The sequence below is a fragment of the Exiguobacterium sp. s160 genome (genome assembly GCF_018617575.1).
GTDB lineage: Bacteria > Bacillota > Bacilli > Exiguobacteriales > Exiguobacteriaceae > Exiguobacterium > Exiguobacterium aestuarii_A.
Genome location: NZ_JACSKK010000002.1, coordinates 98,476 through 125,403 on the forward strand (window position 1 = coordinate 98,476; position 26,928 = coordinate 125,403).

Consider the following 26,928-nt stretch of genomic DNA (forward strand, 5'->3'; position numbering starts at 1 on the left):
CATCACAAACGTGGAACAAGGAGACTCGCCTCAAAGAACACACCAAAAAAAGGCCGCCTTCTCAAGAAGGGACCTTGGTCATTGTTCAGTAATAGATTGAGGCACGATAGTCAGAGGCGCTACGGAACGTCGTCGTACGTTTCTCCGTCACATCCCGTGTCACATCAATGATGCGCCACTTTCCACTAATAAATACTTCATTCCAAGCATGATACCCCGTCACTCCCTTTGCGGAACCCATGACAAGACGGGTCGGAATGCCTTGCGCGCGTAGAAGTGCTGCATTCAACGAAGCGAAGTCATAGCAAATCCCACGTTTCGTCCGTAACGTTGTCGCGTGATCAGGCAAATACGTAGAAGTGAGTTTAGTGAGTTTTTTATAGTCATAGGCAATGGTCTTGCCGACATGACGGCTTGTCACGAGCGTTTGCTGTGAAGTGGAGTAGGATGAACGTGACAGCGACGAAGCGAGGCGCGACGTCACATGATCGATGGAAACGTTTTGAGTCGAATGGAGATACGGTGCCGATGAATGAGTAAGACGGACCGTTTTCTGAAGGAGGCTGATGCGCTTATAGCGCTTGCCATCCGATGACTGATAGAGCGCGAATGTATAATCCCCGTTCCCATAGTTTAAATTGAAATGATTTTTCCCCTTGTAGACATCATGATAGCGAACCTGCTTGCCTTGTCGAATCTCTAACTTGAATGAGCCTTTGTCTTGGCTCGAGATATACACGTCAACTTTCCCCGTCCGTGTATCGACACGCGTACTCGCCGCATCTACGGCGGCAGGTCGCAACACAATCAAAGCGAACAACAATACCAACATCCCCGTGAAGAATTTCTTCATGAGACGAACCTCCTTTGGAAACTGGCTGCCATGTTAAAGGCCCTTTAGCTTTGCGTCACTAGCTTTCGCATAGTTTTGCCATTATCAGTGAAGTCTTACATGACTAATTTAGCATATAGGTATATTGAACCTCTTAATCTTTTTGTGATTCAGGGGAATGGATATTTACTTTAAGTCTTTATACCTAAAGAAAAACTCGACCTCTCGGGAGATGAACTTCCTTGATCATAAAGATTTTTCGATACCGTCAGCATACTTTGCGAGAAACGATTGGTTTATGGAGCGTTCATCGATATGGTTTAGTTCATCGTACAGTGCTTTTTCTCTGTTCAGCGCTGTTACTACATATAAGCCGATTCTAATATAGAGACAAAGAGTTCATGTACAAACTCCATTTGTTTTACCAGTTAAAATATTTTCTCAACTCCAAATCATGTATAAGTATATAATAACTTTATAAACAGAATATGGAAGGTGTTGCCTGATGAATATTAATACATATTTGAAAGAGTACGCATACACACTACTCGGTGACGGGACGCATATCGCACCGAATATACCTGATAAAAAGTTGAATGCAGCTATTAAGAATTACGCTGAGGATGCGCTCCCGGAACATGTCGTTGCCTTGTACGACTCGACACTTTTTAAGAGCGGTAAAGAAGGCATGCTGTTTTTAGGGGATCGCTTCTACTTCAAACCGTTGCTCGAAAAACCGATTTGCGTCTACTACAAAGAGTTGCAGCGTGTTGATTTGGACCGTGAAGTGACATATAAAAATGATAAGCGAAAAGAAAAAGTACACATTGTCATGCATACCGAAGAATTCGATTACAGTCTATCGGATAAACTTGCGACGTATAACGTCGAAGGCGTCGTCGAACTATTGAACGGAATTGCCGCTTTGAAAGATAAAGAAGATGAGCTCGTCAACGTTTCTCAAGTGACGCCACTCGCCGACTTACCGGAATCATATAAGCTTACGTATTTGAAAGTCTTATCCAACTTCACGTTCTTCGACGACAATCAAATCGATGCGCAAGAATATAGCGAACTCATGTCGCTCGTCACCCGCATTCACCTCAGTTCCGACTATCGTTTACAGCTCCGAGGTTATTTGAGTAATCCTGACGAGCACACTCCGACGATGACTTTAATTGATGAGTTACGCGATTTGTCGACGACCATCGATTTCTCCATAGTCGAAAAATCGTTATTCAAAGACTTACTTTATTTATTCAAATTAAAGCGTCCACTCTCGGCTTGGTTTGAAAATAAATTTCTTGAAGAATTGAAGGAAGTTCTATCCATTTCGCGTGAAGAGATTGAACTCATTTCAAGTGCCATTCAAAGCGACGAAGATATTTTGACGTTCCGTAAAAACGACTCAGAAATCGCCAAGTCGATGAAAGATTTGGCAGCGAAAGCCGCCGCTGTCGGTGTTCCCCTTACAGCTATTTATTTGTCAGGGTCGGTCGTCGGATTGAGTGCCGCCGGATTGACGTCTGGTCTCGCCTCGCTTGGTATGGGCGGACTGCTCGGCTTCTCGAGCATGTTCACGGGTATCGGTGTATTGGTCGTCATTGGTGTCGGCACGTATCAAGGATTGAAGAAAATCACCGGCATGAAAGATATCGAGAATAACAAGCAGCGCGAATTTATGTTGCAAGCCATCATCCGCAACACGCAACAAACGCTCAACTACCTGCTCGAGGACATTAATGAAATCTCAAACCGACTCGTTGTCGCGATTCAACAAGGAAACGCCAACTCAGCAAAAATAAATGAGTTATCAAATATGTTGCAGATGCTCAGTCAGAGTGCCCAGTTTAGTGCAGACAAACAAGTCCACTCTCAAAAAGAACAAATCATCACGCAGTTACCTCCAAAACTGAGCACAATCCGATTGGACGAATTGACTTCGAAACCGACATATCAGAAACTACGCGAATACGTCTACTCATGCTATACGCCACAACCGATTCAACTCGATGATTTGACGTTCAGTACCGAGGAAGAGCTCATCTTAAAAGAGACACTCGCCTTAGAAGAGTTGGAACAGTTACATGAGTCCCTTCAAGCGATTGGCTACTTTGAGATGTCCGGCGGTGGTCTGGCTGAAGTGACAGGTGGGGCGAAGCGTCTCGTGAAGAACGTCTTCGGTGACAAATGAACCGATCAGATCAAGAAATGATAGATAAAGCAAAAGCTTTACTCGTCCAACAACACCAAGCGGCGAAGGCTGAGCAACGTCTAGGCGACATCCATACCCATTTGAATCAACTTGAAGACACGCAGGACGCTCAATCGGTAGCGCTCGACAACTTATTCGAGGACATGATGCGACTGATGAATGGCCAGATGCCACAAACAGCCACATCTCAGTTGGCGCCATTAGCCGTCCCGACATTCGAGGACCTCGAATCAGTGCAAGTCTCGGACGTTTCATGGGATCTCTACTTAACGAATCTCGATTCATACGTGACTCGTCATGACGTGTTAGGACTCGACGACCCGTTCGCCCATCTTTTGACGGCACGACAGCGGCATGATTTGGCGAAAACGTTCAAAGAAGATTTCTTGCTGAAGGAAGCAGAATGCGACCGTTTTGATTACATGATTGCGTCCTTCAGCGGTCTTGTTGCAGGACTAATCGACAGCTTCTTCGTCGGCTCCCCGACCGATAGTAAACTTCGAAGTTGGTCGGATAAAAAGGTCGACAACGTCGTCATCAAATTTGCGAATCTCGTCTGGAAACAAGACAAGAAGAACGGGGCGAACCTTCGCAAGCAACCCGATTCGATTGCGAGTGCTATCGGTTTTTTGGAACGACGCTTTAAAGTGAACTATGACGCACGTTACGCAAAAGATTTGAAGATGGGTGAAGCGACGCTCAATATGCGTCCATCAGACCACCATTTGAAGTCGCTCGCCCACGCTCCGGACATCATCGGCTTATTTTTCTCGATTTTGGATCAGTTCACAGGGAAAGCAAGCTTCGTATCAGATGGTCGCCTGCTTCGGCTCGAGCCGAAAGAGGATGGTACGCAAAAGCTACAAGGTGGTAACTTACTGGCTAAACTGTTTGCTGGGTTTGCCAACTGGTTCGGTCATCTCTTATCTGACGTGTCTGGTTCGAGTGGTGTGCGCGGACACGATAATGGTCGTCGCGGCGCCGGAATTCCGCTCCCGTTTTTCGAGCTGTTCCAATTCGCCGACTTCGGGCAAGTTTCACATAATGGGAAGACCCTCTCCTTCGCTGACTTCTCAACAAAAGTGTTCGAGCGTGGGTACGATGCTCGTCACGGTGTCGCGATGTCTGTACCCGTCATCTTTAATGAGCTCATCATCCGTTTACTTTGGGGATTAAAGAGTCTTTTCTATCATAAAAACGGATGGCTCGCCTCGATTCCAGTCGGCAACAAGCCGACACTTCGGAAAATGCTACTCGTCGGGCACGGCGCTTTATGTTTGACCGACGGGATGGATGCATATATTCGAAGTGGCAACGTACCCATTTTATTTGCGACACGCTTGAACTATGTAGCATGGAGCCGCTTCGCGTTCGCCTCGATGCAAGAGTTGAAGCATGTGCTTGGCGAAGACGTTTACGACTGGAAAGCGGTCGATGCTCATCTTGAGCAAGAATGGAAAAAACTCAGTGGTGAAAACTGATTTTTAAGGAGAATACATGAATTACTCACTCGATACCATCCTACAACTTGAAAATACGCCAGAATTCAATATGCTCAATCAACAATTCAATGAGTTCAATCCGTTCAAAGTGCTTCGCGTCGCAAAATACGAGATTCGCCATTCGAATGTTCTCGCTTGGCTATTCGATCCGAACGAAAACCATCGACTAGGAAGCTTTTTCTTACGAAAAGTACTCATGAATCTTGTGACGAGAGCCGATAACGATGATAAAATCGACGCATTTCCTTACTTATCATTCGCTCACGCGTCACTATCTGACATCGTCGTCCATCGCGAATGGTCTACCAATGGGCATGGGGCAGTCGATTTACTTATTGAAATCCCAACGCTGAACATCGTCCTACTGATTGAAAATAAAGTACATGCAGTTGAATCAACAGGTCAATTGGCTCGTTATTTAACGAGCGCCAAGAAACATTATCCTAAATGGAACATCCTCCCTGTCTTTTTGACTTTGTCAGGTGATACACCGTCGCACGATGCATATTGGATGCTGACATATGAAGACGTACTCCACATTATCAAACAAGAACTCACACTGAATAAAGCGACGATTGCGAATAACATTCATGACTTCTTATCATACTATGTTGCCCTGCTCGAAGAACGCCTCGTCGACGATGAAAAGACGATGGAAACGGCTCTTCAACTGTATCAAGACTATGCGTCTGCCATTCACTTACTGTACGCCAATGCCAATCCGTCGAAACAAAAACAAGTCGAACTTCGCCAAGCGGTGAAAACGCTCGCTACTTTCGACGATGAGATTAAACATCACTTACATCTGATCTATAATCGAAAGTGTCAGACAATCGACTATATCTTCAAAACCGGAAGCGACCTCGTACGACAAGCATTTCTAGAGTTTGTGAAAGAACAAGGGATAACAACATATTCGGCTCATTCCCGTGTTCCTCACTTTGTCATGAACGATTGGCTAACCGGCTTGGAACAGATGGATCAATTGAAGCGCTATTGGCTCAATTATGGATTAATTATCTGGTTTGAACGGAAAGGTAGTAAACGTCTCAAACTTTACGTCGAGGTTGGTCCGATTGATTATGCAGAACGCCTTCCGCTCCTGGAAGCACTCGAAGCGAAAAACATCTCGTTTTGGAAATCAGGGAAACAGGAAGGGAAAAAGTTTACTCGGATCTATACAGACACAATCGATGTTTCCGATTGGACGAATGCCACCATCATCACAAATGCTATGACATCACTCCTTAACACCAAGGCATTTCATTCGGTCAATACTACCGTGACGAAAGTCTTAACAGATTTATATACTGTCCGCACGTAACACGAAAGACCATCGAACTTGTCATAAGCAAGTTCAATGGTCTTATTGTCACTCCACCCCAAACCGATATACCGTCCGCAATTTATAAAGTTTACTAAGATTTAGTTCAATCCACTCATGTCGAGCTTATACCAAATGAATTTAAAGGTTTTCGAGAGGTTATTGATTTCTGAACGACGTAACATACTATTGTGTCATCGGCATCGTATGTTGACAGTCAGGATAATTCGAACAACCGTAAAATTTTCCGTTTTTACTGCTCCGTAATACCATATAACCTTCACAAGATGGACAAATGATAGGGTTATGCAAAATCGTCATATCTTTCACTGTATATGAACAAGTGGGATAGTGGCTACATCCAAGGAACGGGCGATTCTTTTTTTTACTTTCCCGAATCACCAATCGTCCCTCGATACAACGTGGACATGTCGGTTGAGTTTTAGTACTATCCCCGTTCTCTGTAGCTACATAGTAAGGCACTTCCTGTTCACGAATCAATTCCTTCACGAACACCGACATACGTTCGTTCGGCGTTAAGATATAAGTGACGTTCTTCGTACGAGTCAGGGCAACGTAAAACAAGCGACGTTCCTCCCCGAACTCTAGTTCCTCCTGTTTTTGTAAGACGAGAGACAAGAGAGGATCGTCCACCATCTTGTTCGGAAAACCAATTATTCCGTTTTCCGCATTGACTAGCACGACATTTTCCGCTTCGAGCCCCTTCGAACTGTGGGCCGTCAAGAAACTAATTTGTAGTTTTGGATGTTTCTCATAAACGATATCCGCCCCTTTTTTCGAGAACGAGACTCGAAAAGCAGCGTTGTGCTCTAAAAATTTGATGTCGAAGTTGTTTCGTCCAATCAAGAAGAGGCTCGTTACTTCACCGTTTTCTAACACGATGTCTTCAATTACACGAGTCAGCGACTGCACAAGGTCAGATTTCCCTTTAAATCCTAAAATTCGAATCGGAGTTCGGGTTCGCTTGGATGAAGAAAGGTCTTTTCGAATTTGCTTCCCGTTCTTCATGATAAATGTACCCGCTACGTTGATAAGCTCTCTCGAGTTACGATACGTTCGTTCAATTTTCAATATCTCACTCTTCCCGAAGTATCGTTCAAAGTCGATAAAGAGGCTCAAATCCGCACCGGTAAAACGATAAATCGACTGCCAATCGTCCCCGACACACATGACTCTCGCGTTCGCCATATGCCGGATAGCCTCGACTAAACGGAAACGACTGAGTGAAATATCTTGGAATTCATCGATGATAATGTATCGATATTCTAGATTTACTTGACCAGACTTGACGAGAGACGTTGCCTCAATAATCATGTCGTTAAAGTCGATTTGATTTGACTGTCGCAATTGCTGCTCATAGTACTTATAGATAGGACGAAAAATCTCTAAAAACAACTTAGTACGCTGATACAAGAACGGGTTATTCGAATCAAGTCCGCTAACAAATTTATCAAGCTGCTCCTCTTTGTATCCGTTCGACTTAAACAATGTGAGAAAGGTTCCAGTGAATTTGACGAATTCTTCAAAATACGACTTCTTATTGAAATCATATAGGCGATTAAAAATCTCCACGACTTCGACTTCTTTAAACAAAACACCTTGTCGCCGTAATTTTTTCTCGAGTTGTTCAAGTAATCTACCTTCACTCGTGTAATATGAATAGGTCTCAATCAAGGTAGTTTCGTTAACCTCGTGAAGAGCACGTTTCCACTCCATACCATCAATATACTTCATCTCCTCAATCTGACTAAGCCATTTCGCCCTCTGATTTTTGTCGACCCCAAAGTGCTCGATGTAAATGCCATATTCAGGCAAATAAAAGTCAGGTTGATACTGTCGATGAAATTCGTCTGCTGTTCGATGTTCGTAGTCGGCTTCGTACTCGTACTTTATTCCGTGTAAAAAGAGAAAGTTCGCAATCATGACTTCTTCAAGACTTTTCACTTTTTCATCTCGAATCGTCACGTTTTGTCGCTTTTGAGCCGCAATCGTCCGGTCGATATATTTGTTTTCGAGACTCAAGTTTTTTAGCGTCTTAAAATCAAGATGTTTATGATACTCGTGATATTCTCCAAGCGTATCAAAATCCCCCACTCCTTTTGGAATGTGGAGATAGTAACCGAAAAATTCAATCAGTTTCCGTAATAGCAAAGGGTGACGGTAAAACTCCTGTTTACAATATTCCATAATAATTTTATGAAGATTATCCTCTATTTGAGGCTTCATTTTCGTATGCTTGCTAATGATCCCCATCCCTAGTCCATGGAACGTTTTGACGTCTACACTGATTCCCAAGCGATTTTTTATCCGCTCTTCCATTTCTTCTGCTGACTTGTTTGTAAATGAGATGAGCAGAATCTCTTCCGGACGAATTCCTTTTCGATCAACGAGATACTTTACTTTCGCTGAAATGGTCAGCGTCTTCCCTGATCCTGCACCGGCAACCACCAAGTTTGCATCTTCGTCCACAACAACAGCTTTTCGTTGTTGTAAATCTAGGGACTTTCCATCAATATCATCAAAAAGATGTTTCATATCAGACATCTCTCGCACGACAAATTCTTCGTTCCATGTTCGAATCGAAGTTTCGAGATCAGCAAAAATTAAAAGAAATGATTGGGCATGTTCAATGTCTGTTCCTTTAAAAAATGCTTCTACATCACGGTATTTTTCCTGAAACGAACGCTTAGCAGCATCTCCAATATAGTTACGCTTTAACTGTTCAATCTCTTCTTGAAAGTTGATTAGCTCCCGATAATAACGCTCTAACTGTTGATTTACTTCTTTTGCAACCAAGTGAAGATTATTCAATTCAAATAGGAAAGATTCTAACTTTTTTCGATAATCTGCTTCTAAAGTAGCAAGCGGACGAGTTTGTTTGCTTGTGGTTTGTTCGATACTTGTCTGAATCATATCGAGTTTAGACAAGATCTCACCCTTGATACAACTATCATGGAGTTCTGTGTAAGGCGAAAGATTTTCTTCAATCTCATACTGTGATATTGGAGTTTTGCGCTCTCTCAAGTGATTTGTAATTTTAGATAACGACTCTAAGGCAACTTCCATGCGTTTAATCTCACGTCGAATCTCGGAGCTGAGCCTCCACGTCCAATACGTTCGCTTGATTGCGGCATACCATCCCATGTACCTATCCTCCATCCACTTTAGTTTCACATTAATAATATTCACCATTTAAATATTTTTACACCCTTTTATTTCACAAAGAAGTATGAATTGTAAAAGCTATTTTTAGAATCAAAAGAATTTATCATCTCAGACATAAATATACGGCCAAGCGTATCCTCTCAACGCTTGGCCGTATATTCAAAATATCGTCATTCCACCCCAAACCGATACACCGTCCGCGAGTGATACAACTCACCCGGTTTCAGTTCAATCGATGTCGCGATGTCTGGATGGTTCGGGGCGTCCGGGAACGCCTGTGCCTCGAGACAAATCGCACTATGTTTTTGTCGGCCGTCAAGCGTCACCGGTGTCTCTTCACTGAGGAAGTTACCCGTATAGACGACCATGACGGGTTGATTCGTCTCGACCGTCATCGTCCGTCCGCTCAGCGGGTCATGTAGCCGTGTCTCCCCGTCCTTCAAGATGAACGGATGATCGAGTCCGCCGGCTTTTGCAATCGCCTCGTCTCCTGACTCGAGCGCCTCCCGGACCACTTTCCCGTCGCGGAAATCAAACGGACTTCCGCTCACATCCCGCAACTCCCCTGTCGGCAGCGATTCCGCATCGAGCACCCCGACCGAATCGGCTGGTAGCGTCAGCTCATGGTCGTGGATGGTCGGGCGTCCCCCGAGATTGAAATAGTTGTGATGGTTCAGGTTGACCCACGTTAGTTGGTCCGTCTCCGCCGTCATCGTGACGATCAGTTCATTGTCATCTGTCAGTTCATATAACACTTTGAAAAAGACGTTTCCGGGATATCCTTCCTCCCCGTCCGGGCTCACATACGTGAACTGAATGCACTGTTCATCGGCATCCATCTCCCAGTGACGGGCCGTGATGCCTTTGTCGCCTCCGTGGATATGATGGGGCGCTTCGCTTGGGGTCAAGGCAACGCCATCGATTTCCGCATCGCGAATCCTTCCGGCAATCCGCCCGACGACCGATCCGAGATAGACCGGGTTTTCTAAGTATTGAGAGACGTCCCCATATTTCAAGATGACCGAGTCGAGATTACCGTCTCGGTCCGGGGCCGTCAGTTCCGTCATCGCACAGCCATAGTCGATGGCGGATAGTTTCATGCCGTTGGTGTTTTGAATCGTCGCTTGTTTCACTCGTACAACCACCTTTAGTTCGTTTTCTCTCTCATTCCCGACCTTGGTGTTCCGTACTCCACTTTATCGACATGACTCAGAAGCGAACGGATGAACACATCAAACCGTTCCTGCCCCGTCTCTGTCTGTTTGAAGACTCCGGCGTCTTCGAGTCCTTTCACGAACTTGTCGACGACGGCTTGGTCGACGATTGTTTTCGGGTCGCCTGCCTTCTTCCGTAACGCGTCCGCCCATTGCTGATGCATCGCTTCAACTTCGACATCTTCGCCTGCCACATATCGTACGACTTGTTCGAGTTCCGTCTTAAGGCGTGCTGGTAAGACGGCGAGTCCCATCACTTCAATCAAGCCGATATTCTCACGCTTGATGTGATGCACGTCAGCATGAGGATGGAAAATCCCATCTGGATGTGCGTCGCTCGTCCGATTGTTCCGAAGCACGAGGTCGAGCTCGTAGCGCCCGTCCCGTCGTCTCGCAATCGGGGTGACTGTGTTATGCGGGACGCCATCTGTATACGGGATAACTTCACTCGATTCGTCCTCATAGTCGCGCCAATAGCCGAGCAACTGATTCGCCAACATGACGAGCTGCTCTTGTTGACGGGAACGGAGACGGACGACCGAGAGCGGCCAGTAGAGCGTCTCAATCTCGACCTGGTCATAACGCTCCGAGCGATACGTCGAGACGACGCGCGCATCGTCCATCGCAAACCGGTAGCGGCCTGCCTGATAATGGTCGTGCGTCAAAATCGAACCGCCGACAATCGGCAAGTCCGCGTTCGACCCGGCGAAATAGTGCGGGAACTGTGTAATAAAGTCGATCAGACGCTCGAACGCGCCCCGGTCGATGACCATGTCGCGCACCTCGTTCGACAACAAGATCGAGTGCTCGTTGTAGTAGAGGTACGGTGAATATTGGAACGACCATGGCTGTCCACCGAGCGTGAGCGGGATGACGCGATGGTTTGCACGCGCCGGGTGTTTTAAGTGTCCGCCGTAGCCTTCGTTCTCGATCGCCAATAACCCTTTCGGATAGTTCGACGTCGGAGTCGGCTGCGTCCGGGCGAGTGCGATCTCACGTGGGTCCTTCTCCGGTTTGGACAAGTTGATGGTGATGTCAAGCGTGCCATAGCAGGTCTGTGCTTGATACGTGATATTGTTCGCAATCCGCCGCGTCTGGATATAGTTTGACGCTTGACTCATTTTATAGAAGAAACTCGTTGCCGCTGTCACGTCCGTCGCGCGAAGTTCATTAAAACGACGCGTCACTTCAGAAGGTTTCGAGACGAAGACGTTCATCACCTCAGCCATGAACCGGTCCTTCTCTTCAAGGATTGGTTCGATCAACTCCTGTTCGATCGCATATGCGACCAGCTCCTCTAATGCGTCTGGGATTTCTATCGACGGCACAGACGTCGGGACGTCCATGTCGAGTTTATGAAGCGTGGCGAGCACACGGTTCCGTGAATAGATCCGGTCCTGCTCGTCAATCAACTCTGCACGAATCGTCGCCTCGACGAGTGCTTCAATCGTCACATCGATCATCGTCTCACCTCTTTCGCCTGATAACCGAACGGATGGCTTGCGTGCCAGTTCCACGCGTCCGTCAAAATCGTCTCGACATCTGAGCGGGTCGGTGTCCAGCCGAGGACCCGTCGTGCCTTTTCGGACGAGGCGATCAACTTCGCCGGGTCACCGGCGCGGCGTTCCCCGAGTCGGACCGGGATGTCATGGCCTGTCACGCGGCGTGCCGCTTCAACAATTTCGAGCACGGATAATCCGTTCGCCGTCCCGAGGTTGAACACGTCGCTCACCCCGTCTTCCCGTAAATAACGGAGTGCCAGAAGATGCGCGTCGACGAGGTCTTGGACGTGGATGTAGTCGCGGATACATGTGCCGTCCTCTGTCGCATAATCGTCACCGAAGACGGTGATGGCGTCACGCTGTCCGTTCGCCACTTGAAGGACGATCGGGATGAGGTGTGTCTCAGGGTCATGGTCTTCCCCAATCTCACCGGTCGCGATCGCTCCGGCGACGTTAAAGTAGCGGAGCGCGACCGAACGGATGCCGTGCGCCTGGTCACACCAGCGAATCATCGACTCCATCGCGAGCTTCGTCGCCCCGTACGTGTTCGTCGGGTTCGTCAGCGCCGTCTCATCGATCGGCATGACGGTCTGGTCACCGTATGTCGCGGCCGTCGAGGAGAAGACAATCCGTTTCACCCCCGCGTCCCGCATCGTCTCGAGAAGCACCTGTGTCCCGAAGACGTTATTGTCATAGTAAGCGAGCGGGTCCGTCATCGATTCACCGACGAGCGAGTTCGCCGCAAAATGAAGAACGTCCGTGATCCGTTCTTTTGCGAATACCTCTTTCACGAACGTACGGTCACGTAAGTCCCCTTCATAAAAACGGACGTCTTGCGGGATCGACTCGACGTGTCCCGTCTGGAGATTGTCGAGGATGACGACGTCTTCCCCGTCTTTCAATAAGGCACGGACGGCGTGCGATCCGATATAGCCGGCACCGCCGACGACAAGTACACTCATTTCACTTCCTCCTCTACGAGTTCTCGGACGCCGTCCCCGACCGAGGCGACGTAACATGTCGGCGCGTAACCGATTGTCTCTTCATACTTCGCAGACGTCTGTTCGATCATCGCGCTCGTCTCATTTTGTCGGACGATGGCGATGGCACAGCCACCGAATCCGGCCCCCGTCATACGGGCACCGATGACACCGTCACACGCTTGCGCGGCCGCGACGAGCGTATCGAGCTCAAGCCCTGTCACTTCATAGTCGTCCCGTAGCGACGCGTGTGACGCGTTCATCAACTGACCGAACGTCTCGAGTCGTCCTTCTTGTAAAGCGGTATACGCAAGTTTCGTCCGCTCGTTCTCCGAGACGGCGTGGCGTGCCCGTTTGCGGAGCGTCGCCGGCAAGTCAATCGCGACTTGTTCGAACGACTCCATCGACAGCTGCCCGAGTGACTCCACTTCGAATTTTGGTTGAATCAACCCGAGTGCCGTGTCACATTCACGTCGACGTTCGTTATATTTCGAATCGGCGAGTTCCCGTCGTTTGTTCGTGTTCATGATGACGATGTCGTATCCGTCGAGTGAGATTGGTGCGTAGTCGTGATGGAGTGTCTCACAATCGAGGAGCATCGCCTGCCCGGCTTTGCCCATCCCGATGGCGAACTGATCCATGATACCGCTGTTGACGCCGATGAACGTGTTCTCGACTTTCTGTCCGAGTCGGACGAGGTCAAGTCGTTCGAGACCGAGACCGTATACTTCATTCAACATGAACGCCGTCACGAGTTCGAGGGAAGCCGATGACGAGAGACCTGCCCCGTTCGGGATATTGCCCGCAAGGAGGAAGTCGAACCCTTGGATATCGTGCCCGTCTTGTCGAAGAAGCGTGACGACACCTTTCACGTAGTTCGCCCAGTCGTGGCTCGCCTCATACGTCCCGTCCGTCACAGGGAACGACACGATGCCGACGTCCTCAAAGTTGCGTGAGTAGACACGAATCAAATCGTCCTCCCGCTTCTTCACGAGTCCATACGTCCCGAACGTGATCGCACATGGGAAGACGTGCCCTCCGTTATAGTCGGTGTGCTCGCCGATTAAGTTGATGCGACCCGGTGCGAAGAACACCCGGTCCACTGATGCGGCGAACACCTCCTCGAATTGTTGTTTCAGCTGTTCCATTTCAAATGAAAGCATACGGCTTCATCCCTTCCATCGCTCATGCCGGGTGGATGACCAGGCAATACGCGTCATAGTCTGTTTGTTGTGTGAGGTTTATGCCTTGTTCCATCAAATAGCGTCCGCTCACGCGGCGCCCTTCTAGTTTGTACGTCCGTTCAGGGTCGAGTCCGCGCAACTTCACGCGCAAGCGATTCTTCCCGTATTGGCGCCGGTCGGCGTTGACGAGGACGACGTAGTCTTCTCCGTCCGTATAGCCGACGGCGTGGAAGCCGTCCCGTTTGAGTGAAGCGAGACGATGGCTCGTCCCGTGCTGCACAAGCGGACGGATTGTCTTATACGTAGCAATCCATTCTTTCGCCTCTGCCAATTCTTCTTTCGTCCATTCGAGCAGGTTGCCGCCGATACCGAGCGTCCCTTGCATGGCACTGACGAACCGATATCCGAGTGGCAACGAACGATTGTTCAACCAGTTCGGCGCGTCCGTCACCCAGCAGCTCATCATTTTGGCGTTATAGGCGTATGAGAAGCCTTCCTGGATGGTGAGACGGTCGAGTGCGTCCGTGTTGTCGCTCGTCCAAACCTGTTCGACGCGCGAGAGGACACCGAGGTCGATCCGTCCACCGCCGCCGGCGCATGATTCGAACGCGACGTTCGGGTGTCTTTCACGCAACGTGTCGAGGATGCGATACACCGCTTCCGCGTGACGGAGCCACAGTTCCTTGGCGTCACGTAGATGTGGGCTGTCCGGCTCGGAGAAGGCACGGTTCATGTCCCACTTGATATAACGGATGTCGTGTCGTCCGAGTAACTCATCGAGCCATTTCGTCACGTGCGCCTCAACTTCAGGCAAGGCGAGGTTCAAGACGAACTGATTCCGAGATGTCGTCGACGGGCGTCCGTCCGTATAGTAAATCCATTCCGGATGAGCCCGGTACAGGTCGGAGTCCGGGTTGACCATCTCCGGTTCGACCCATAGCCCGAACTGGAGACCTTTCTCCTCGACGTAGCGGACGAGCGGGTCGAGCCCGTTCGGAAACTTCGTCTCGTTGACGTGCCAATCCCCGAGTCCGGCCGCGTCCGAATGGCGCTCACCGAACCAACCGTCATCGACAACGAACAACTCACAGCCAATGGCGGCCGCCTCGTCGACGAGACGTTTTTGACCGTCCTCGCTGACGTCAAAGTAGGTCGCCTCCCACGAGTTGTAGAGGACCGGGCGCAACACGTCACGCGTCACTTCCGGCATGATGACGTCGCGCTCAAAGTCGTGGGCGTTCTGGCTCATGCCGCCGAATCCGCGTTGTGTATAACCGATATAACCGGTTGGCGTCGTGAACGACTCACCCGCTTGAAGCGTCTTCGCGAAATCGAACGGGTTGATCCCGCCTGTCACTTGCGTGAAGCCGAACTGGTCTTTCTCAAAATGGATTGCCCAGTTGCCGGAATGTCCGAGGAAGCCGTAGACGACTTCTCCCTGTGTCTCTGTGGCGTCACTGTCGAGTGCGAACCACGGGTTGCTTTGATGGCTCGTCAACCCGCGACGACTCTCGATCGTCTTCTTACCTGGAAGGAGCGGCCCTTCTTGAAGCTGGAACTCGCTCGTCCACGCCCCGCTGAAATGACGGAGTCGCATGTCGCGCTCGATGAGTCCGAGGCTGAACGACTGCGCGCTCTCGAGCGTGACCGTCTCTCCTGCTTTGATGGTCATGCGGCGGGCGATGATGTCGTACGCCGGGTAGAGTGTGAACTGAAGCGTCACGTGAAGGGACTGAATCGAGTCGACCAAATCGATCTCGAGCGTCTCTCCATCGATCCGTGCATCACGGAGTGCGAACGCATGCAACCGTTCCGTCTCGGTATGACTTTTCAACGTCGGTTCCGTATAGACGAGATCGCCGAACGAGGTGAACTCGTAAGCGGCCACCCCTTCCGGTGTCTCGAACGACGAATGCAACACCCGCGTATCCGGTAGTTCTTTGATGTCGGACTCATGTAGGCGTCCGCCGAGATATTGATGGACGAGACGACCGCGTGCATCGACATCAAACACGTAGGTAAGATTCGTCCCGATGAGGGCGAACCGATTGTCGTGACGAACGATCATGCTTTCACCTCCCGTTTGAGTAGGACGACCGCGAGCGGTTCGAGTTCGAGCCTGCCCGTCACCGTCTCCCCGTCTAGCGTCTGCCACATGTCGTCAAGTTCGACGGATGACGTGACCTCGGTCGAATGGTTCATATAGAAACGGATCAACTGCCCGTTCCCGTGACGGTCGACTTTCTCGACATCGTCCGGGAGTCGGTGCGCGTCAATGCCGGCGCGTGTGAGTGCCTCGTGATAGACTGTGTCGAGCATCGCGTCGTCGACCGATGAGCCAATATACGTCACGTCGCCTTTATACGTGTGGCGCGTGATCGCCGCCGTCCCTTTATAGAACGCCTGCCCGTAAGTCGCTAACACCTCGGCACCCTTTGGTGTAATCAAGTCGCACCAGATGTTCGCCTCAGACACTTGGTCGCCGAGGCGGACCTCGTTCGACTGGACGGCTTGTAAGCTCTCATACTCGTCAATCTCGATACCCGCGTACTCGGCGAACTTGCCTGGGAGCGTCAAGTTGTGACAACGGTTAATCGGGTCTTTCACCCCAGTACGATACGTGAAGATGACGTTCCCACCGTTCTCGATATAGTCGATGAGCGTCTCATCGAACACGTCATTCCCTAAGAAATAGAGCGGGACGATGACGAGTTTATATGAGTCGAGCGCATCCCCTGGGAAGACGATATCCGTGTTGACGCCTTGACGGACGGCCGCACCATAGAAGCGGACGAACTCTTGTTTGAAGTTGAACGCGTCCGAGTGCGGTTGATGCGTCCACGCCCATAAGTTCTCTTGGTCGAAATAGACGGCGACGTCTGACTTATACGCAGCCGTGTTGATCATGTCGCCATGCGCGTGAAGCTCTGACATGACGTGCTTCACCTCTTCGAACTTCCGTTTCGGCTTTCCGTCATGGTCGATGATGCCATGACAGAACTCTTCTGTCCCGAAGTCAGCGGCACGGAATCGGAAGTAGACGATTGCCTCGGCGCCACGGGCGACGGCTTGATGTGTCCAAAGACGGATATGTCCTGGTCTCGGCAAGTAGCCGATGCGGCTCCATCCTTGTGCCCCACTGAGCTGCTCCATCACCCAGAACCCTTTTCCTTGTTTCGACGAGCGGCAAAGATCATGATCGTGCGCTGTCTTCTCGAAACGGTTCGGCTCCGGCAATCCGCCCCACACCGGGTAGTTGTCGAACGAGACGTAGTCGAGATCTTGAGCCATCTGTTGCTGGTTGATCGCCATGTCGCTATACACCAGGTTATGCGTGATGAACGCGTCCTCGTGGATGAGCGGACGGAGCGTGTCGACTTGGAGTTTGTTGAACGAGCGATACGCGTCCGAACAGAAACGATCGAAATCGACGAGAAGCGACGGGTTATGTTCTTGGAACACGGTGCGAGGAACCGGAATCTGTGTCCATGCCGTATATGTATGGCTCCAGAAGACGGTCCCCCAAGCCGCGTTGAGCGCGTCGAGCGTCTCGTAACGTTCTTTCAGCCATTCCTGGAACGCCACTTGATCGACGTCGCCGTACGAACGGTCCGACTGTTCATGTCCATACTCGTTGTCCGTCTGCCAGCCGATCACGCGTGGGTGACGACCGTACCGTTCCGCCATCTTGCGGGTGATGCGTTCACAGTACTCGCGGTAGACGGGGCTGTTGACCGTATAATGACGACGGGCACCGAAACTGATGCGGACACCGTCTTTCGTCACCGGGAGGATGTCCGGATACTTCTCGATGAGCCATGCGGGTGGTGTCGCCGTCGGTGTGCCGAGGACGATGTCAAAGTGTTCGCCGAACGTCTCGACGACCTCGTCCCAAAATGAGAAGTCGAACTCACCGTCTGCCGGCTCCATCATCGTCCAGGCGAATTCGGCCATACGGATGACGTTGACGCCGAGCTCTTTCATCAAGCGGACGTCCTCATCCCAAAGCGCACGGTCCGTCTGTTCTGGATAGTAATCTACTCCTAAATACATGCTGTTCACCTCAATCGATTATTTGACCGCTCCCGAAGTCATGCCTTTTTGTAAGAAGCGTTGGAAGAAGATATAAAACACCATCGTCGGCAAGCTGATCAAGACGAGCGAGGCGTACAGTTTACCAGGGTCCCCACCGAGTGCTTCCGTGAAGAAGGTCGGTGCCATCGTCACCGTCTGCTTGGCCGGGTCCGTCATGAACGTGAGGACCATCAAGTACTCGTTCCACGAGTTGAGGAACGCGTAGATCGTCGCCGTCGCGAGCGCCGGCTTGGCGAGCGGCATCATGACTTTATAGAAGATTTGGAACGTCGACGCCCCGTCGATATGCGCCGCTTCCATTAATTCGTTCGGCAATTCGTCGAAGTAGCTCTTGATGAGCATGAGCCCGAACGGGAGGAAGAAGGCGATCTCGGCACCAATCAATCCCCAATAGCTGTTGAGCCCGTCAAGCGTACGCAATGTGAAGAAGAGCGGCACGATGAGCGAGGCGACCGGTAGCATCAATCCTGCCAAGACGAGATTGAACAATAGTCGCTTCCCAGCGAACTGGAGCTTCGAGAAGCCAAACGCCGCAAAAGCGAGAAGCGAGATCGAAATGAGAATCATAAAGAAGGCGACGATGAAGCTGTTGATGACGAACTGTGGGAAGTTCGGGTTTTGAAGCGTCGCGATATAGTTTTCAAAGCCGTTGACACGTAAGCTTTCCTTGAACATGACGAAGATCGGGAACAACCAGAGGACCGCCATGAGTGACAGACCAATATTGGTGAACCATCTTCCTTTTTTCGTTTGCAGTTCCATAGCTACTCCCCCTTAGTCCATTTTCTTCTGTACACGCATCTGGAAGTACGTGATACCGAGTGCGATCGCGAGCAAGATGATGGCGACAGCACTAGCGTATCCGACCTCTTGATGAAGCATCGATTTCCGGAACAAGTACGTCGAGATGACCTCCGTCGAGTTACCCGGTCCACCTTGCGTCGAGATCCAGACGATATCGAACGTCTTCAGACCACCGATGACCCCGAGGATCGTCAGCGTGAACGTCGTCCCTTTCAAGTTCGGGAAGACGACGCTCCACAGCGTGCGCCAGAAGCCCGCCCCGTCGATATTGGCCGCCTCGAACACTTCCCGTTCAATCGCGAGCATCGCCATGTAATACATGATCATCGACGAGCCCGTCCACTGGAAGATGTTGATCAAGATAATGGCGTAGAGCGCGACATCCTGGTCACCGAGCCAGTTCTGCTCCAAAGCACCGAGACCGATCATGCGAAGGAATTCGTTGATGTAGCCGAACTGGAAGTCAAAGATTTGCGTGAACGCCGCCCCGAGGACGACCGGGCTCAAGACGACCGGGAAGAAGAACACCGATTTGAAGAACGTCCGGCCCGCGCCTTTCGTGTGAAGCAAATAGGCCAACACGAGCCCGAGACCCGCCTGAATCGTGACCGTCAAGATCGTGAAGATGCCCGTGTTCTTGAGCGCATTATAAAATTCTGGGTCTTGGAACATCCGTGCGAAGTTCTCGAAGCCGACATACACTTTCTCAAACGAGATCCCGTCCCACGAGAAGAGCGAGTGATAGGCGTTATAGAAGATGCCGTAATAGATGAAGGCGATGACGAACAGGACGGTCGGGGCGACGAACGCCCAGCCGATCAAGTTTTGCTTCATCCGCTCTTTCTTCCGGATCGGGTTCGGCGCGCTCGGTGGCACCGACGCGAGCTTCGGCTTGGACTTGTTCAAATCGGTTGCTTGTTGCATAAGGTTCCCTCACTTTCAGATTCAAAAAATCGAGCGCCAGTGAGTCTGGCTACTGGCGCTCGTTCGATTATTTACCTTGGTCCGCAATCGCCTGGATGCGTGCGAGTGCTTCTTTCGCATCTTGTCCGGCAGCGATGTTTTGAAGTTCTTTCCCAAGTGCGTCGTACACTTTCGGGTCACGGATTCCGCGTCCCGCGACAGCGTTCTTCACCGTCTCGTTCAAGATTTCGTAAGACTCACGCTCGACGTCGTTCGTGAACTTGTCTTCGTATGCCACTTCGATGTCTTTGACAGCTGGTGCCATCTCAAACTTCTCCATGTAGAGCGCTTGTCCTTCGCCTTGCGTCATATAAGCGATGAAGGCAGCCGCACCTTCTTGTTGTTTCGACTCTTTGTTGACACCGAGTGCCATGTCGATCGATGCGATGACCGGTTGTTCTGTGCCACCTGCAAGGTTAGGCATCGGGACGAAGCCGATCTCGTCTTCGAAGTTGTTCCACTTGTCGCGCTTCTCGACCGTCGTCATCGAGTGGGCTTCCCATGAACCGATGATCCACATCGCGGCTTTCTTGTCGAAGAAATTGTTCATGCCGTCCATGTATGTCGCGAGACCCAATGCCCCTTCTTGGAACACTTTGTCTTCGTATAGTTGTTGCCAAAGTTCAGCCGTCTCGACCATCTCTTTGTCCGTCCACTTCGCGTCACCGGCGAGCACGTCCTGGATATAGCCTGGTGCGACCTGATGACTCAAGACATTGAAGACGTCGACGCCGACCCATGCGTCTTTCGCACCGAGTTGCATCGGGATGACTTTGTCGCCTGAGGCGTTGATCTTGTCGATTGCCGCGACCGTCTCGTCATATGTCTTCGGCGGTGTCACGCCGTATTTGTCGAGGAGCGTCTTGTTGTACATGAGGTATGCCTGTCCTGTGAAGCCGACTGGTACCGCGTACTGTTCGCCTTCGACCGTCGTCTGTTCGATGCCGAGCTCGATCAATTTTTCTTTCCAGCCTTCGCCGGCCGCTTTGTCCATATAGTCTTTCGCTGGCACGAGGCGATCCTTGTATTGTGGGATCATCGGCTCTTTGAGACCGATGATGTCCGGACCGTCACCGCCGAGCATCGCGACTTGGAGCTGTTGCTCGTAATCTTCGAGACGCTTGAATTTGACGACGTAGTCGTCTTGCGATTCGTTGAACGCCTTCGCTATTTCTTCCCCGACTTCAGGTTGTGGCGCCCAGCCCCACCATGTGATGACCGGCTTGCCGTCTTCCGTTGTCGCCGCCGCTTGTTCGTCATCGCCGCACGCAGCGAGTAAAGATGAGAGCATTAAGACAGATGATGCGAGTGCAATCGTCGTTTTTTTCATGTTCATTCTCCTTTGAATGTGTTGTCACGCCACGATACGATGGCATAACTCCCGAATAAGATGGTCTGGCATCGGGCGATCCCCGAGCCGTGTCAACGTGTACGTGATCAGTTCCAAATCGAGCTTCGGTCCGTCTATGTATGGGCCGACGACGTAAAGGTCCGCCCCGAACGGCAATGCGTCTTGTTCTTTCAATCGCCAGAGCAACAGTTCGAACAAGCCGTCCATGTCGTTGAACGACACGTCACGAGAGAGCGTCGATGCCCGGAATAATCGGATGTCACGCGTCTCCTCGTCATAGAGACGAAAGATGCCGTCGCGTCTAGAGCGCGTGATGATCATGCTCGTCTCCTCGCCTGTGAACGCTTCCATTTCGTCGAAGGCGAAGTCGTGTCGTGCGAACAATCGGGTCGCCCCGTAGCGACCGAAGATCGCGTGGAACTGGTCTTTCAATGGTGTCTCTTTTTGCATCGCTACCCCTCCAAACGTGTCGTTGAGAGTGTCACCCCTTACTTAGTAAATTAAATTTATTATCTAACTACACATAGACTATAGCATGCCCTTGTTTATGTTGTAAACGCTTTCTTATGAAGAAATGAAAAATCGCCTTTCTGCAAGAGAAAGACGACTCGTTGTTTCATTGGATTTCACCGAACATCTCGTTCGTGATGAGTGCCGCGGCCCCGAGTGCCCCTTGGCTAACATTCCACGGGACGACACGGATGTCGGTCTGACGGGCATCGAGGGTGAGCGCCGTCTGGGCGACACGCTCCTGGATGTTCGTCACGACGTCCGGCGCATAGTTGAAGAGTGGTCCCCCGAGAAGAATACGACCCGGATTCAACAGATGGATCATATTGAGCGTGGCGATGCCGATATATTCACCGGCACGTTCATACAGCTTTTGAACGTCTTGATTCGAGCTTACGGAATCACGAAGATCGTCGAGCGTCAGATCATGTGCGAGTTGACGGGCCTCGTTCAAGATGGCACGCTCACCTGCGACCGCCTCTAAACAGCCCCGGTTGCCGCATGAACAAATCGGTCCGTCGAGCATGATGCGCATATGTCCGATCTCACCGGCGATATGATGCTCCCCATCGATCAACTCGCCTGCGTGGACATACGCTCCCCCGATCCCGTACCCGGCATACACATAAAAGAACTCCTCGATGCCGATGGCTTCCCCAAAATACAGTTCGCCGAGAGCGAGCGTCCGTACGTCGTTCTCGACGAAGACGTGCTGACCGAGTCGTTTCTCGAGTTCGCGCTTGAGCGGGATGTCGTGCAAGTGAAAACGTGGCGCGAACAAGACGACCCCGTCACCTGCCTCGACCATCCCGTGGACAGAGACACCGAGTCCGATGACGTCCCCTTTCGTGCGGTCGTTCAACGTTATGTAGAGCGCGACGATGGCGTCGATGAACTCTTCGTTCGTGTCGAACCGTTCGTCATGCCATGCCTCGTCGAGCAGTTCCCCATGGATGTTCGTGACGACCCCATGCAGCTTCCGCTGTGTCGCATCGATGCCGATGACGAAACGGTCGCTCGCCGCGAGCTCGAGCATGATCGGGCGTCGTCCCCCACTCGAGACACCGAGCTCCCGCTCATTGATCAGTCCTTCTTCTTTTAGTTCGTTGACGATGTTTGAGATTGTCGGCTTTGTCAAACTCGTCTTCTTGGCGAGCTCAACGCGGGACACCGGCTGATGGAGCCGGATGAGCCGAAGGATGAGCGCCCGATTATAGGATCTCATCCATTTGGAGTTGCGTGGTGTTGTGTTCCCCATGACCATTCCACCTATTCCTGTCATTTTCTTTTAGTATAGCATGTCTGAAATGACCGAAAGCGCTTTTGCTTTTGTTTGATCATATAAAAAAATAGCCTGGGCAATCGACAATATCCTGTCCACCACCCAACCTATTCTTTACATGTTTCAGTTCACATTGAAATCCCTTCCACAAACCGCTTCGCAATCTGTTGCGGTCTTGTGATGGCGCCACCGACGACGACCGCATGTGCCCCAATTTCAAGGACACGTCGCGCGTGTTCCGGTGTGATCACATTCCCTTCTGCAATGACAGGAATCGAGACGATTTGCACCATCTCCCTTAAAAATTGAAAATCACCTTCATACACTTTCTTCCCAGCCGTCTCCGCGGTATACCCGAAAAGAGTCGGTGCGACGACGTCGAATCCTAACAGTTCAGCACGGACCGCATCTTCTAGTGTGGCGCAATCTGCCATAAAGCATTGATTCGGATACTTCTCTTTTAATAGCGGGAAGAATGTCGCAATCGTTGAGCCGTCCGGTCGATCACGGTTTGTCGCATCGAGGGCAATCAAGTCAACACCTGCAGATACGAGTGCATCGACTTCTTCTATCGTCGGTGTGATGTAGACATCAGAACCAACGTATTCCCGTTTGATGATTCCGATGATTGGTAAATCAACGACAGCTTGAATCGCCTGAATATCTTCGATTCCGTTCGCACGAATCCCACTCGCCCCACCTTCTTTTGCGGCGATGGCCATGCGGGCCATGATGGTCGAACCGTGGAGTGGTTCATCCGGGAGTGCCTGACAGGACACAATCAACTGATTTCTTAATCGTTCAATCATTGGGTTGTTCCTCCAAACTCTAATCGGCACTCAAACATACGGTTCCATGGTGCCGATGTGTTGAATGTCCATGATTCTTGGAATGAATGACGGAGCACATGTCGCGCCACTTCCGTCATCATACGGTCACGCTCTTGCGAAATCGCTACAGCATGTCCGCCTAAATCGAAATAGCTGGCTCCATACTCTGGTAACACGATATTCGTCATCTTCATCCGAACTTTCGCTTGATAGACGAAATCGTCAAGCACGTGATAGAGGACGTTCTCACGAATCCGTTCTCGTTTTCCAACTTGAGCAAACACCCCTTGCGCAAGCGTCGTCCCGAGCGTATTCCCATTCGTGTTCCAACCTTTATAAGAGTCTAACTGTTCGAGAAGATTCAACTCATCGAGCCACATGATCAACTCCTGATCCCCACCGTTGGCATAGGCGCTGTCGGCGACGATGACTCGTTTCCCTTGCGTAAGCGCAGATTCAATCTTGGTGACGAATTGACGCATGTGACGAAAACTCGTGTACGTCACATCACGCTCGTCTTGATCCCACGATTCTTGCATCGTACGTCCCGGTACGTTATAAGCCAGAACAAAATCCGCCTCTTCCATTGTCTCCACGAGGTGTAGTCCAATCGCGTCCAGATGAGCATACATGCTTTCGATGAACGGTCGGTCCTCATACATCGGGATCAACGTCGGACCGAGGACACTACTCCACATCGGATACACACGCGGCGCTGTTCCCTGACGGTCTAAAAAGGCCCGAGTGACCATCGTGGCACCCACTTCATCCGCTCCCGGATACATATGGACCTTCGTGAAGACACGCCGCTCTTGAATTTGTCTTAATACGTCCGTCTGGTCAATCGACGTATAGCCGTATTCGGCACTATCGTCTTGCGGGATGAACAATCGTTCGATGACCCCTTCCTCAACGAGTTGAATCATCGCCTCGTTGATGGATCGGTTGAAGGCACGTCTCGTCTCGTAGTCCACGACATACTCAGTCGGAATCAACTCATTCAAGTTCGCGAGTTCATCCTGTTCCTCCATAGTCAATCCGTCCCGTTCGTCCAGGTCCTGTAACCAGGCACGTCGATAGATCTCCGCACCAAATTGTCCATAATAGTCAGGTTCTTCGTCATCCGAACTATACTTCGGCGTGCGCATGATCATCGTCGCGACATAAAGCGGTGCCTTCGTCTCACTCTGAAGTGTCCGGATCCACTCGATGAAGGTATCCCGGTCCGTGTCTGTCATGTGATGAAGGCGTGAAGGCAATAGCCCGCCATAGCAAAGCATGTCCGCGCTGAGAACGAGAGCATCGCAGTCGTTGACACGTTGCACCCATTCCCGCATCCCTAATTGGTCGGCTGCTTCTTTTTTATATCCATATAAATGATCGGGTGGCGTGAGCAACGTCACCTCGTCGGTCACCCCGACGATCCGCTGCACCACATCGACATTACACGGTCGTTCATCAATCGGTACATATACGATTTTCATCGCCACACCTCAAATCGTCTCACTGCTCGGCTCTTCCACCCGAACCGTGTGCGTGATGACATCTAATAGATAAAACAGGGCCACTTCTCGAATGGAGGTCACATTCGCGTTTTCCGTCGAGGCGACGGTCAAGCGGATGTCAGAGACAGAGAAGAGCGGTGAATCGCTCTGTGTCGATAGACCGACCGTGACAGCACCGATTCGCTTCGCATGTGTCAATCCGTCGATGACCTCTTCACTGTAGCCATCGCGACTGAGCCCGATGACGAGTGTCTCTGGACGAATCGCCCGTTTCGATAATTGAATCGCTTGCGCGCCCGAGAATCCGTCCGTCATGACGCCAAATTCGAGGAGCTTCGTCTTGATGGCGGGTAAGAGCGGTGACCACTCATCTGTCGCGTATAAGACGACCTGGTTCGTCGATTCAAGCACTTCCTTCAGTCGATTCATCGCTTTTTGGTCGTACAACGACTCGTATTTCTTCATCATCATAAAGTACGCTTCATTGATATCATCGAGCCCATCGATATTCGAGGGACCGTAGTAGCGATTGCTGACGGTCGCCTCTTTGGCGAGTAGGCGTAACTTGTTATATGACCCGAATTCGAGCTTTTGACAAAAACGGGTGATCGTCGCTTCCGAGACGTTGATCTGACGAGACATCTCCGTGATCGTCTTGTTTGGGACGGCCTCGAGGTTCTGGATGATAAAGTCTGCGACGAGCTGTTCTCGCTTCGTGAAGCGATGATGGTTCGACTCGATAATCGTTGTGATGCTACGGAGTGGTCGCATCGATTCCTGGAGCAAGAAGTGACGAAGCGCCCCAATCATGCCCGCGTTGTTCAAGTTGCGGGCAATCTCAATCGTCGTCTTCTCCAAGATGGCCGGGATGATGTCGGCAGCGAGTTGCTTCATGATGCGAGGATACAGGTAGTCTTTTTGCGCCGTGATTCCGCCACCGATGATGATTTTTTCTGGGTTCATCATATACGTCACCGTCGCGATCCCTTTTGACAAGTAATAGACGAGGCGGTCGATTTCTTCGATGGCAATCGGATTGCCCGCATGCGCCATCTCGAACACGTCTTTCCCGTTCAGTCCCGTCTGTTCCGTTCTCGCTTCAACACGTTCGATGAGGACACGCGTCGACGCCAATTCTTCGAACGCATATCCTTCGATCGGGATGTATCCGATCTCGCCCCCACTGAAGCTATGTCCCGTATGGAGCTTGTTGTCGAGAATGTAACTGCCTCCGATTCCTGTTCCGATTGTCAGACAGAATAAGCTTTTCGCTCCTTTGCCGCTTCCGATCCATGACTCGGCCAGTCCGGCACAGTTCACATCGTTTTCGACCTCGACCGGCAGACTGAACGTCGCCTCTAACGTTTCTTTTAGTCGCGTGCCCGTGTAGGCCGGAATCAATTTCGAGGCATAGACAACGACTCCTTCTTTCGAATCGACTTGTCCTGCCGTCGAAATGCAGATACCTTGTACGTCGTGACGCGTCTGCAAGTCACGGATGAAGCCCGTCACCTTCTCTAAGATGTGAGCCCCGCCTTGATTGGCCTCGGTCATACTCTCGTGCTTTTCGATAAAGATCGCATCTTCCGTCAACACACCGTACTTGATAAACGACCCGCCAATGTCGAGCGCTACGAATTTTCTCATCT

At 50.7% G+C, this 26,928-nt stretch carries 19 protein-coding genes and 1 riboswitch; of the genes, 3 read left to right on the forward strand and 16 right to left on the reverse strand.

The features are described from left to right. Positions 1-85: 85 nt before the first annotated feature. Entirely contained in the window at positions 86-853 is a 768-nt protein-coding gene (locus KNO86_RS06410) for a transglutaminase-like domain-containing protein (RefSeq protein WP_214694252.1), read from the reverse strand. A gap of 13 nt (positions 854-866) precedes the next feature. Beyond that, positions 867-943: riboswitch (cyclic di-GMP riboswitch) on the reverse strand. A 394-nt stretch (positions 944-1,337) separates the two neighbouring features. Between KNO86_RS06410 and KNO86_RS06415 the strand changes: the two genes are divergently transcribed. The 3 genes from KNO86_RS06415 to KNO86_RS06425 are packed head-to-tail and all read left to right on the forward strand — an operon-like array spanning position 1,338 to position 5,873. Next, on the forward strand, positions 1,338-3,026 hold the full coding sequence (locus KNO86_RS06415; RefSeq protein ID WP_214694254.1) for a hypothetical protein: 1,689 nt from the start codon (positions 1,338-1,340) through the stop codon (positions 3,024-3,026). Between the two features lie 17 nt (positions 3,027-3,043). Further along, the gene (locus KNO86_RS06420) at positions 3,044-4,528 is read left to right on the forward strand and encodes a hypothetical protein (RefSeq protein WP_214694256.1); all 1,485 of its coding nucleotides are present in this window, start codon (positions 3,044-3,046) and stop codon (positions 4,526-4,528) included. A gap of 16 nt (positions 4,529-4,544) precedes the next feature. Beyond that, positions 4,545-5,873, forward strand: coding sequence for a PDDEXK-like family protein (locus KNO86_RS06425; RefSeq protein WP_214694258.1), 1,329 nt, complete (start codon positions 4,545-4,547; stop codon positions 5,871-5,873). A 186-nt stretch (positions 5,874-6,059) separates the two neighbouring features. On the opposite strand, the gene KNO86_RS06430 is transcribed toward KNO86_RS06425, so the two are convergent. The 15 genes from KNO86_RS06430 to KNO86_RS06500 form a co-directional block, all read right to left on the reverse strand. Further along, the gene (locus tag KNO86_RS06430; protein WP_214694260.1) at positions 6,060-9,038 is read right to left on the reverse strand and encodes a UvrD-helicase domain-containing protein; all 2,979 of its coding nucleotides are present in this window, start codon (positions 9,036-9,038) and stop codon (positions 6,060-6,062) included. A gap of 191 nt (positions 9,039-9,229) precedes the next feature. After that, on the reverse strand, positions 9,230-10,192 hold the full coding sequence (locus KNO86_RS06435; protein ID WP_214694268.1) for an aldose epimerase family protein: 963 nt from the start codon (positions 10,190-10,192) through the stop codon (positions 9,230-9,232). A 14-nt stretch (positions 10,193-10,206) separates the two neighbouring features. Then, the gene (locus KNO86_RS06440; protein WP_214694269.1) at positions 10,207-11,736 is read right to left on the reverse strand and encodes a UDP-glucose--hexose-1-phosphate uridylyltransferase; all 1,530 of its coding nucleotides are present in this window, start codon (positions 11,734-11,736) and stop codon (positions 10,207-10,209) included. Beyond that, on the reverse strand, positions 11,733-12,737 hold the full coding sequence (gene galE, locus KNO86_RS06445; protein ID WP_214694270.1) for a UDP-glucose 4-epimerase GalE: 1,005 nt from the start codon (positions 12,735-12,737) through the stop codon (positions 11,733-11,735). The genes KNO86_RS06440 and galE overlap by 4 nt, the downstream gene beginning before the upstream one ends. After that, positions 12,734-13,918, reverse strand: a complete 1,185-nt coding sequence (locus KNO86_RS06450) for a galactokinase (protein ID WP_214694271.1) — start codon at positions 13,916-13,918, stop codon at positions 12,734-12,736. The genes galE and KNO86_RS06450 overlap by 4 nt, the downstream gene beginning before the upstream one ends. A 22-nt stretch (positions 13,919-13,940) precedes the next feature. Continuing rightward, complete coding sequence (locus tag KNO86_RS06455) at positions 13,941-16,007, reverse strand: alpha-galactosidase (protein ID WP_214694273.1); 2,067 nt, start codon at positions 16,005-16,007, stop codon at positions 13,941-13,943. Further along, positions 16,004-17,992, reverse strand: a complete 1,989-nt coding sequence (locus tag KNO86_RS06460; RefSeq protein ID WP_214694274.1) for a beta-galactosidase — start codon at positions 17,990-17,992, stop codon at positions 16,004-16,006. Before KNO86_RS06460 ends, KNO86_RS06455 begins: the two co-directional genes overlap by 4 nt. An 18-nt stretch (positions 17,993-18,010) precedes the next feature. Then, positions 18,011-18,796, reverse strand: a complete 786-nt coding sequence (locus tag KNO86_RS06465) for a carbohydrate ABC transporter permease (RefSeq protein ID WP_214694276.1) — start codon at positions 18,794-18,796, stop codon at positions 18,011-18,013. A gap of 12 nt (positions 18,797-18,808) precedes the next feature. Continuing rightward, positions 18,809-19,762 carry a carbohydrate ABC transporter permease gene (locus tag KNO86_RS06470; protein WP_214694278.1) on the reverse strand — a complete coding sequence of 318 codons (954 nt, stop codon included), beginning with the start codon at positions 19,760-19,762 and terminating at the stop codon, positions 18,809-18,811. A 67-nt stretch (positions 19,763-19,829) separates the two neighbouring features. Beyond that, complete coding sequence (locus tag KNO86_RS06475) at positions 19,830-21,131, reverse strand: ABC transporter substrate-binding protein (protein WP_251126946.1); 1,302 nt, start codon at positions 21,129-21,131, stop codon at positions 19,830-19,832. 24 nt (positions 21,132-21,155) lie between these two features. Continuing rightward, positions 21,156-21,602, reverse strand: coding sequence for a hypothetical protein (locus tag KNO86_RS06480; protein ID WP_214694282.1), 447 nt, complete (start codon positions 21,600-21,602; stop codon positions 21,156-21,158). Between the two features lie 166 nt (positions 21,603-21,768). Further along, positions 21,769-22,920, reverse strand: a complete 1,152-nt coding sequence (locus KNO86_RS06485) for an ROK family transcriptional regulator (protein WP_214694284.1) — start codon at positions 22,918-22,920, stop codon at positions 21,769-21,771. Positions 22,921-23,072: 152 nt separating this feature from the next. Beyond that, the gene (locus KNO86_RS06490; protein ID WP_214694286.1) at positions 23,073-23,753 is read right to left on the reverse strand and encodes an N-acetylmannosamine-6-phosphate 2-epimerase; all 681 of its coding nucleotides are present in this window, start codon (positions 23,751-23,753) and stop codon (positions 23,073-23,075) included. After that, the gene (locus tag KNO86_RS06495; RefSeq protein WP_214694288.1) at positions 23,750-25,258 is read right to left on the reverse strand and encodes a DUF4127 family protein; all 1,509 of its coding nucleotides are present in this window, start codon (positions 25,256-25,258) and stop codon (positions 23,750-23,752) included. Before KNO86_RS06495 ends, KNO86_RS06490 begins: the two co-directional genes overlap by 4 nt. Before the next feature lie 9 nt (positions 25,259-25,267). Further along, a complete protein-coding gene (locus KNO86_RS06500) occupies positions 25,268-26,926 on the reverse strand; it encodes an ROK family protein (protein WP_214694290.1) in 1,659 nt (552 codons plus the stop codon). Between the last annotated feature and the right edge of the window lie 2 nt (positions 26,927-26,928).

Bases quoted from the DNA above. Each gene is read 5' to 3' on its own strand.
- KNO86_RS06410 (WP_214694252.1), bottom strand. From the start codon at position 853: ATGAAGAAATTCTTCACGGGGATGTTGGTATTGTTGTTCGCTTTGATT.
- KNO86_RS06415 (WP_214694254.1), top strand. From the start codon at position 1,338: ATGAATATTAATACATATTTGAAAGAGTACGCATACACACTACTCGGT.
- KNO86_RS06420 (WP_214694256.1), top strand. From the start codon at position 3,044: ATGATAGATAAAGCAAAAGCTTTACTCGTCCAACAACACCAAGCGGCG.
- KNO86_RS06425 (WP_214694258.1), top strand. From the start codon at position 4,545: ATGAATTACTCACTCGATACCATCCTACAACTTGAAAATACGCCAGAA.
- KNO86_RS06430 (WP_214694260.1), bottom strand. From the start codon at position 9,038: ATGGGATGGTATGCCGCAATCAAGCGAACGTATTGGACGTGGAGGCTC.
- KNO86_RS06440 (WP_214694269.1), bottom strand. From the start codon at position 11,736: ATGATCGATGTGACGATTGAAGCACTCGTCGAGGCGACGATTCGTGCA.
- galE (WP_214694270.1), bottom strand. From the start codon at position 12,737: ATGAGTGTACTTGTCGTCGGCGGTGCCGGCTATATCGGATCGCACGCC.
- KNO86_RS06450 (WP_214694271.1), bottom strand. From the start codon at position 13,918: ATGCTTTCATTTGAAATGGAACAGCTGAAACAACAATTCGAGGAGGTG.
- KNO86_RS06455 (WP_214694273.1), bottom strand. From the start codon at position 16,007: ATGATCGTTCGTCACGACAATCGGTTCGCCCTCATCGGGACGAATCTT.
- KNO86_RS06460 (WP_214694274.1), bottom strand. From the start codon at position 17,992: ATGTATTTAGGAGTAGATTACTATCCAGAACAGACGGACCGTGCGCTT.
- KNO86_RS06465 (WP_214694276.1), bottom strand. From the start codon at position 18,796: ATGGAACTGCAAACGAAAAAAGGAAGATGGTTCACCAATATTGGTCTG.
- KNO86_RS06470 (WP_214694278.1), bottom strand. From the start codon at position 19,762: ATGCAACAAGCAACCGATTTGAACAAGTCCAAGCCGAAGCTCGCGTCG.
- KNO86_RS06475 (WP_251126946.1), bottom strand. From the start codon at position 21,131: ATGAAAAAAACGACGATTGCACTCGCATCATCTGTCTTAATGCTCTCA.
- KNO86_RS06480 (WP_214694282.1), bottom strand. From the start codon at position 21,602: ATGCAAAAAGAGACACCATTGAAAGACCAGTTCCACGCGATCTTCGGT.
- KNO86_RS06485 (WP_214694284.1), bottom strand. From the start codon at position 22,920: ATGGGGAACACAACACCACGCAACTCCAAATGGATGAGATCCTATAAT.
- KNO86_RS06490 (WP_214694286.1), bottom strand. From the start codon at position 23,753: ATGATTGAACGATTAAGAAATCAGTTGATTGTGTCCTGTCAGGCACTC.
- KNO86_RS06495 (WP_214694288.1), bottom strand. From the start codon at position 25,258: ATGAAAATCGTATATGTACCGATTGATGAACGACCGTGTAATGTCGAT.
- KNO86_RS06500 (WP_214694290.1), bottom strand. From the start codon at position 26,926: ATGAGAAAATTCGTAGCGCTCGACATTGGCGGGTCGTTTATCAAGTAC.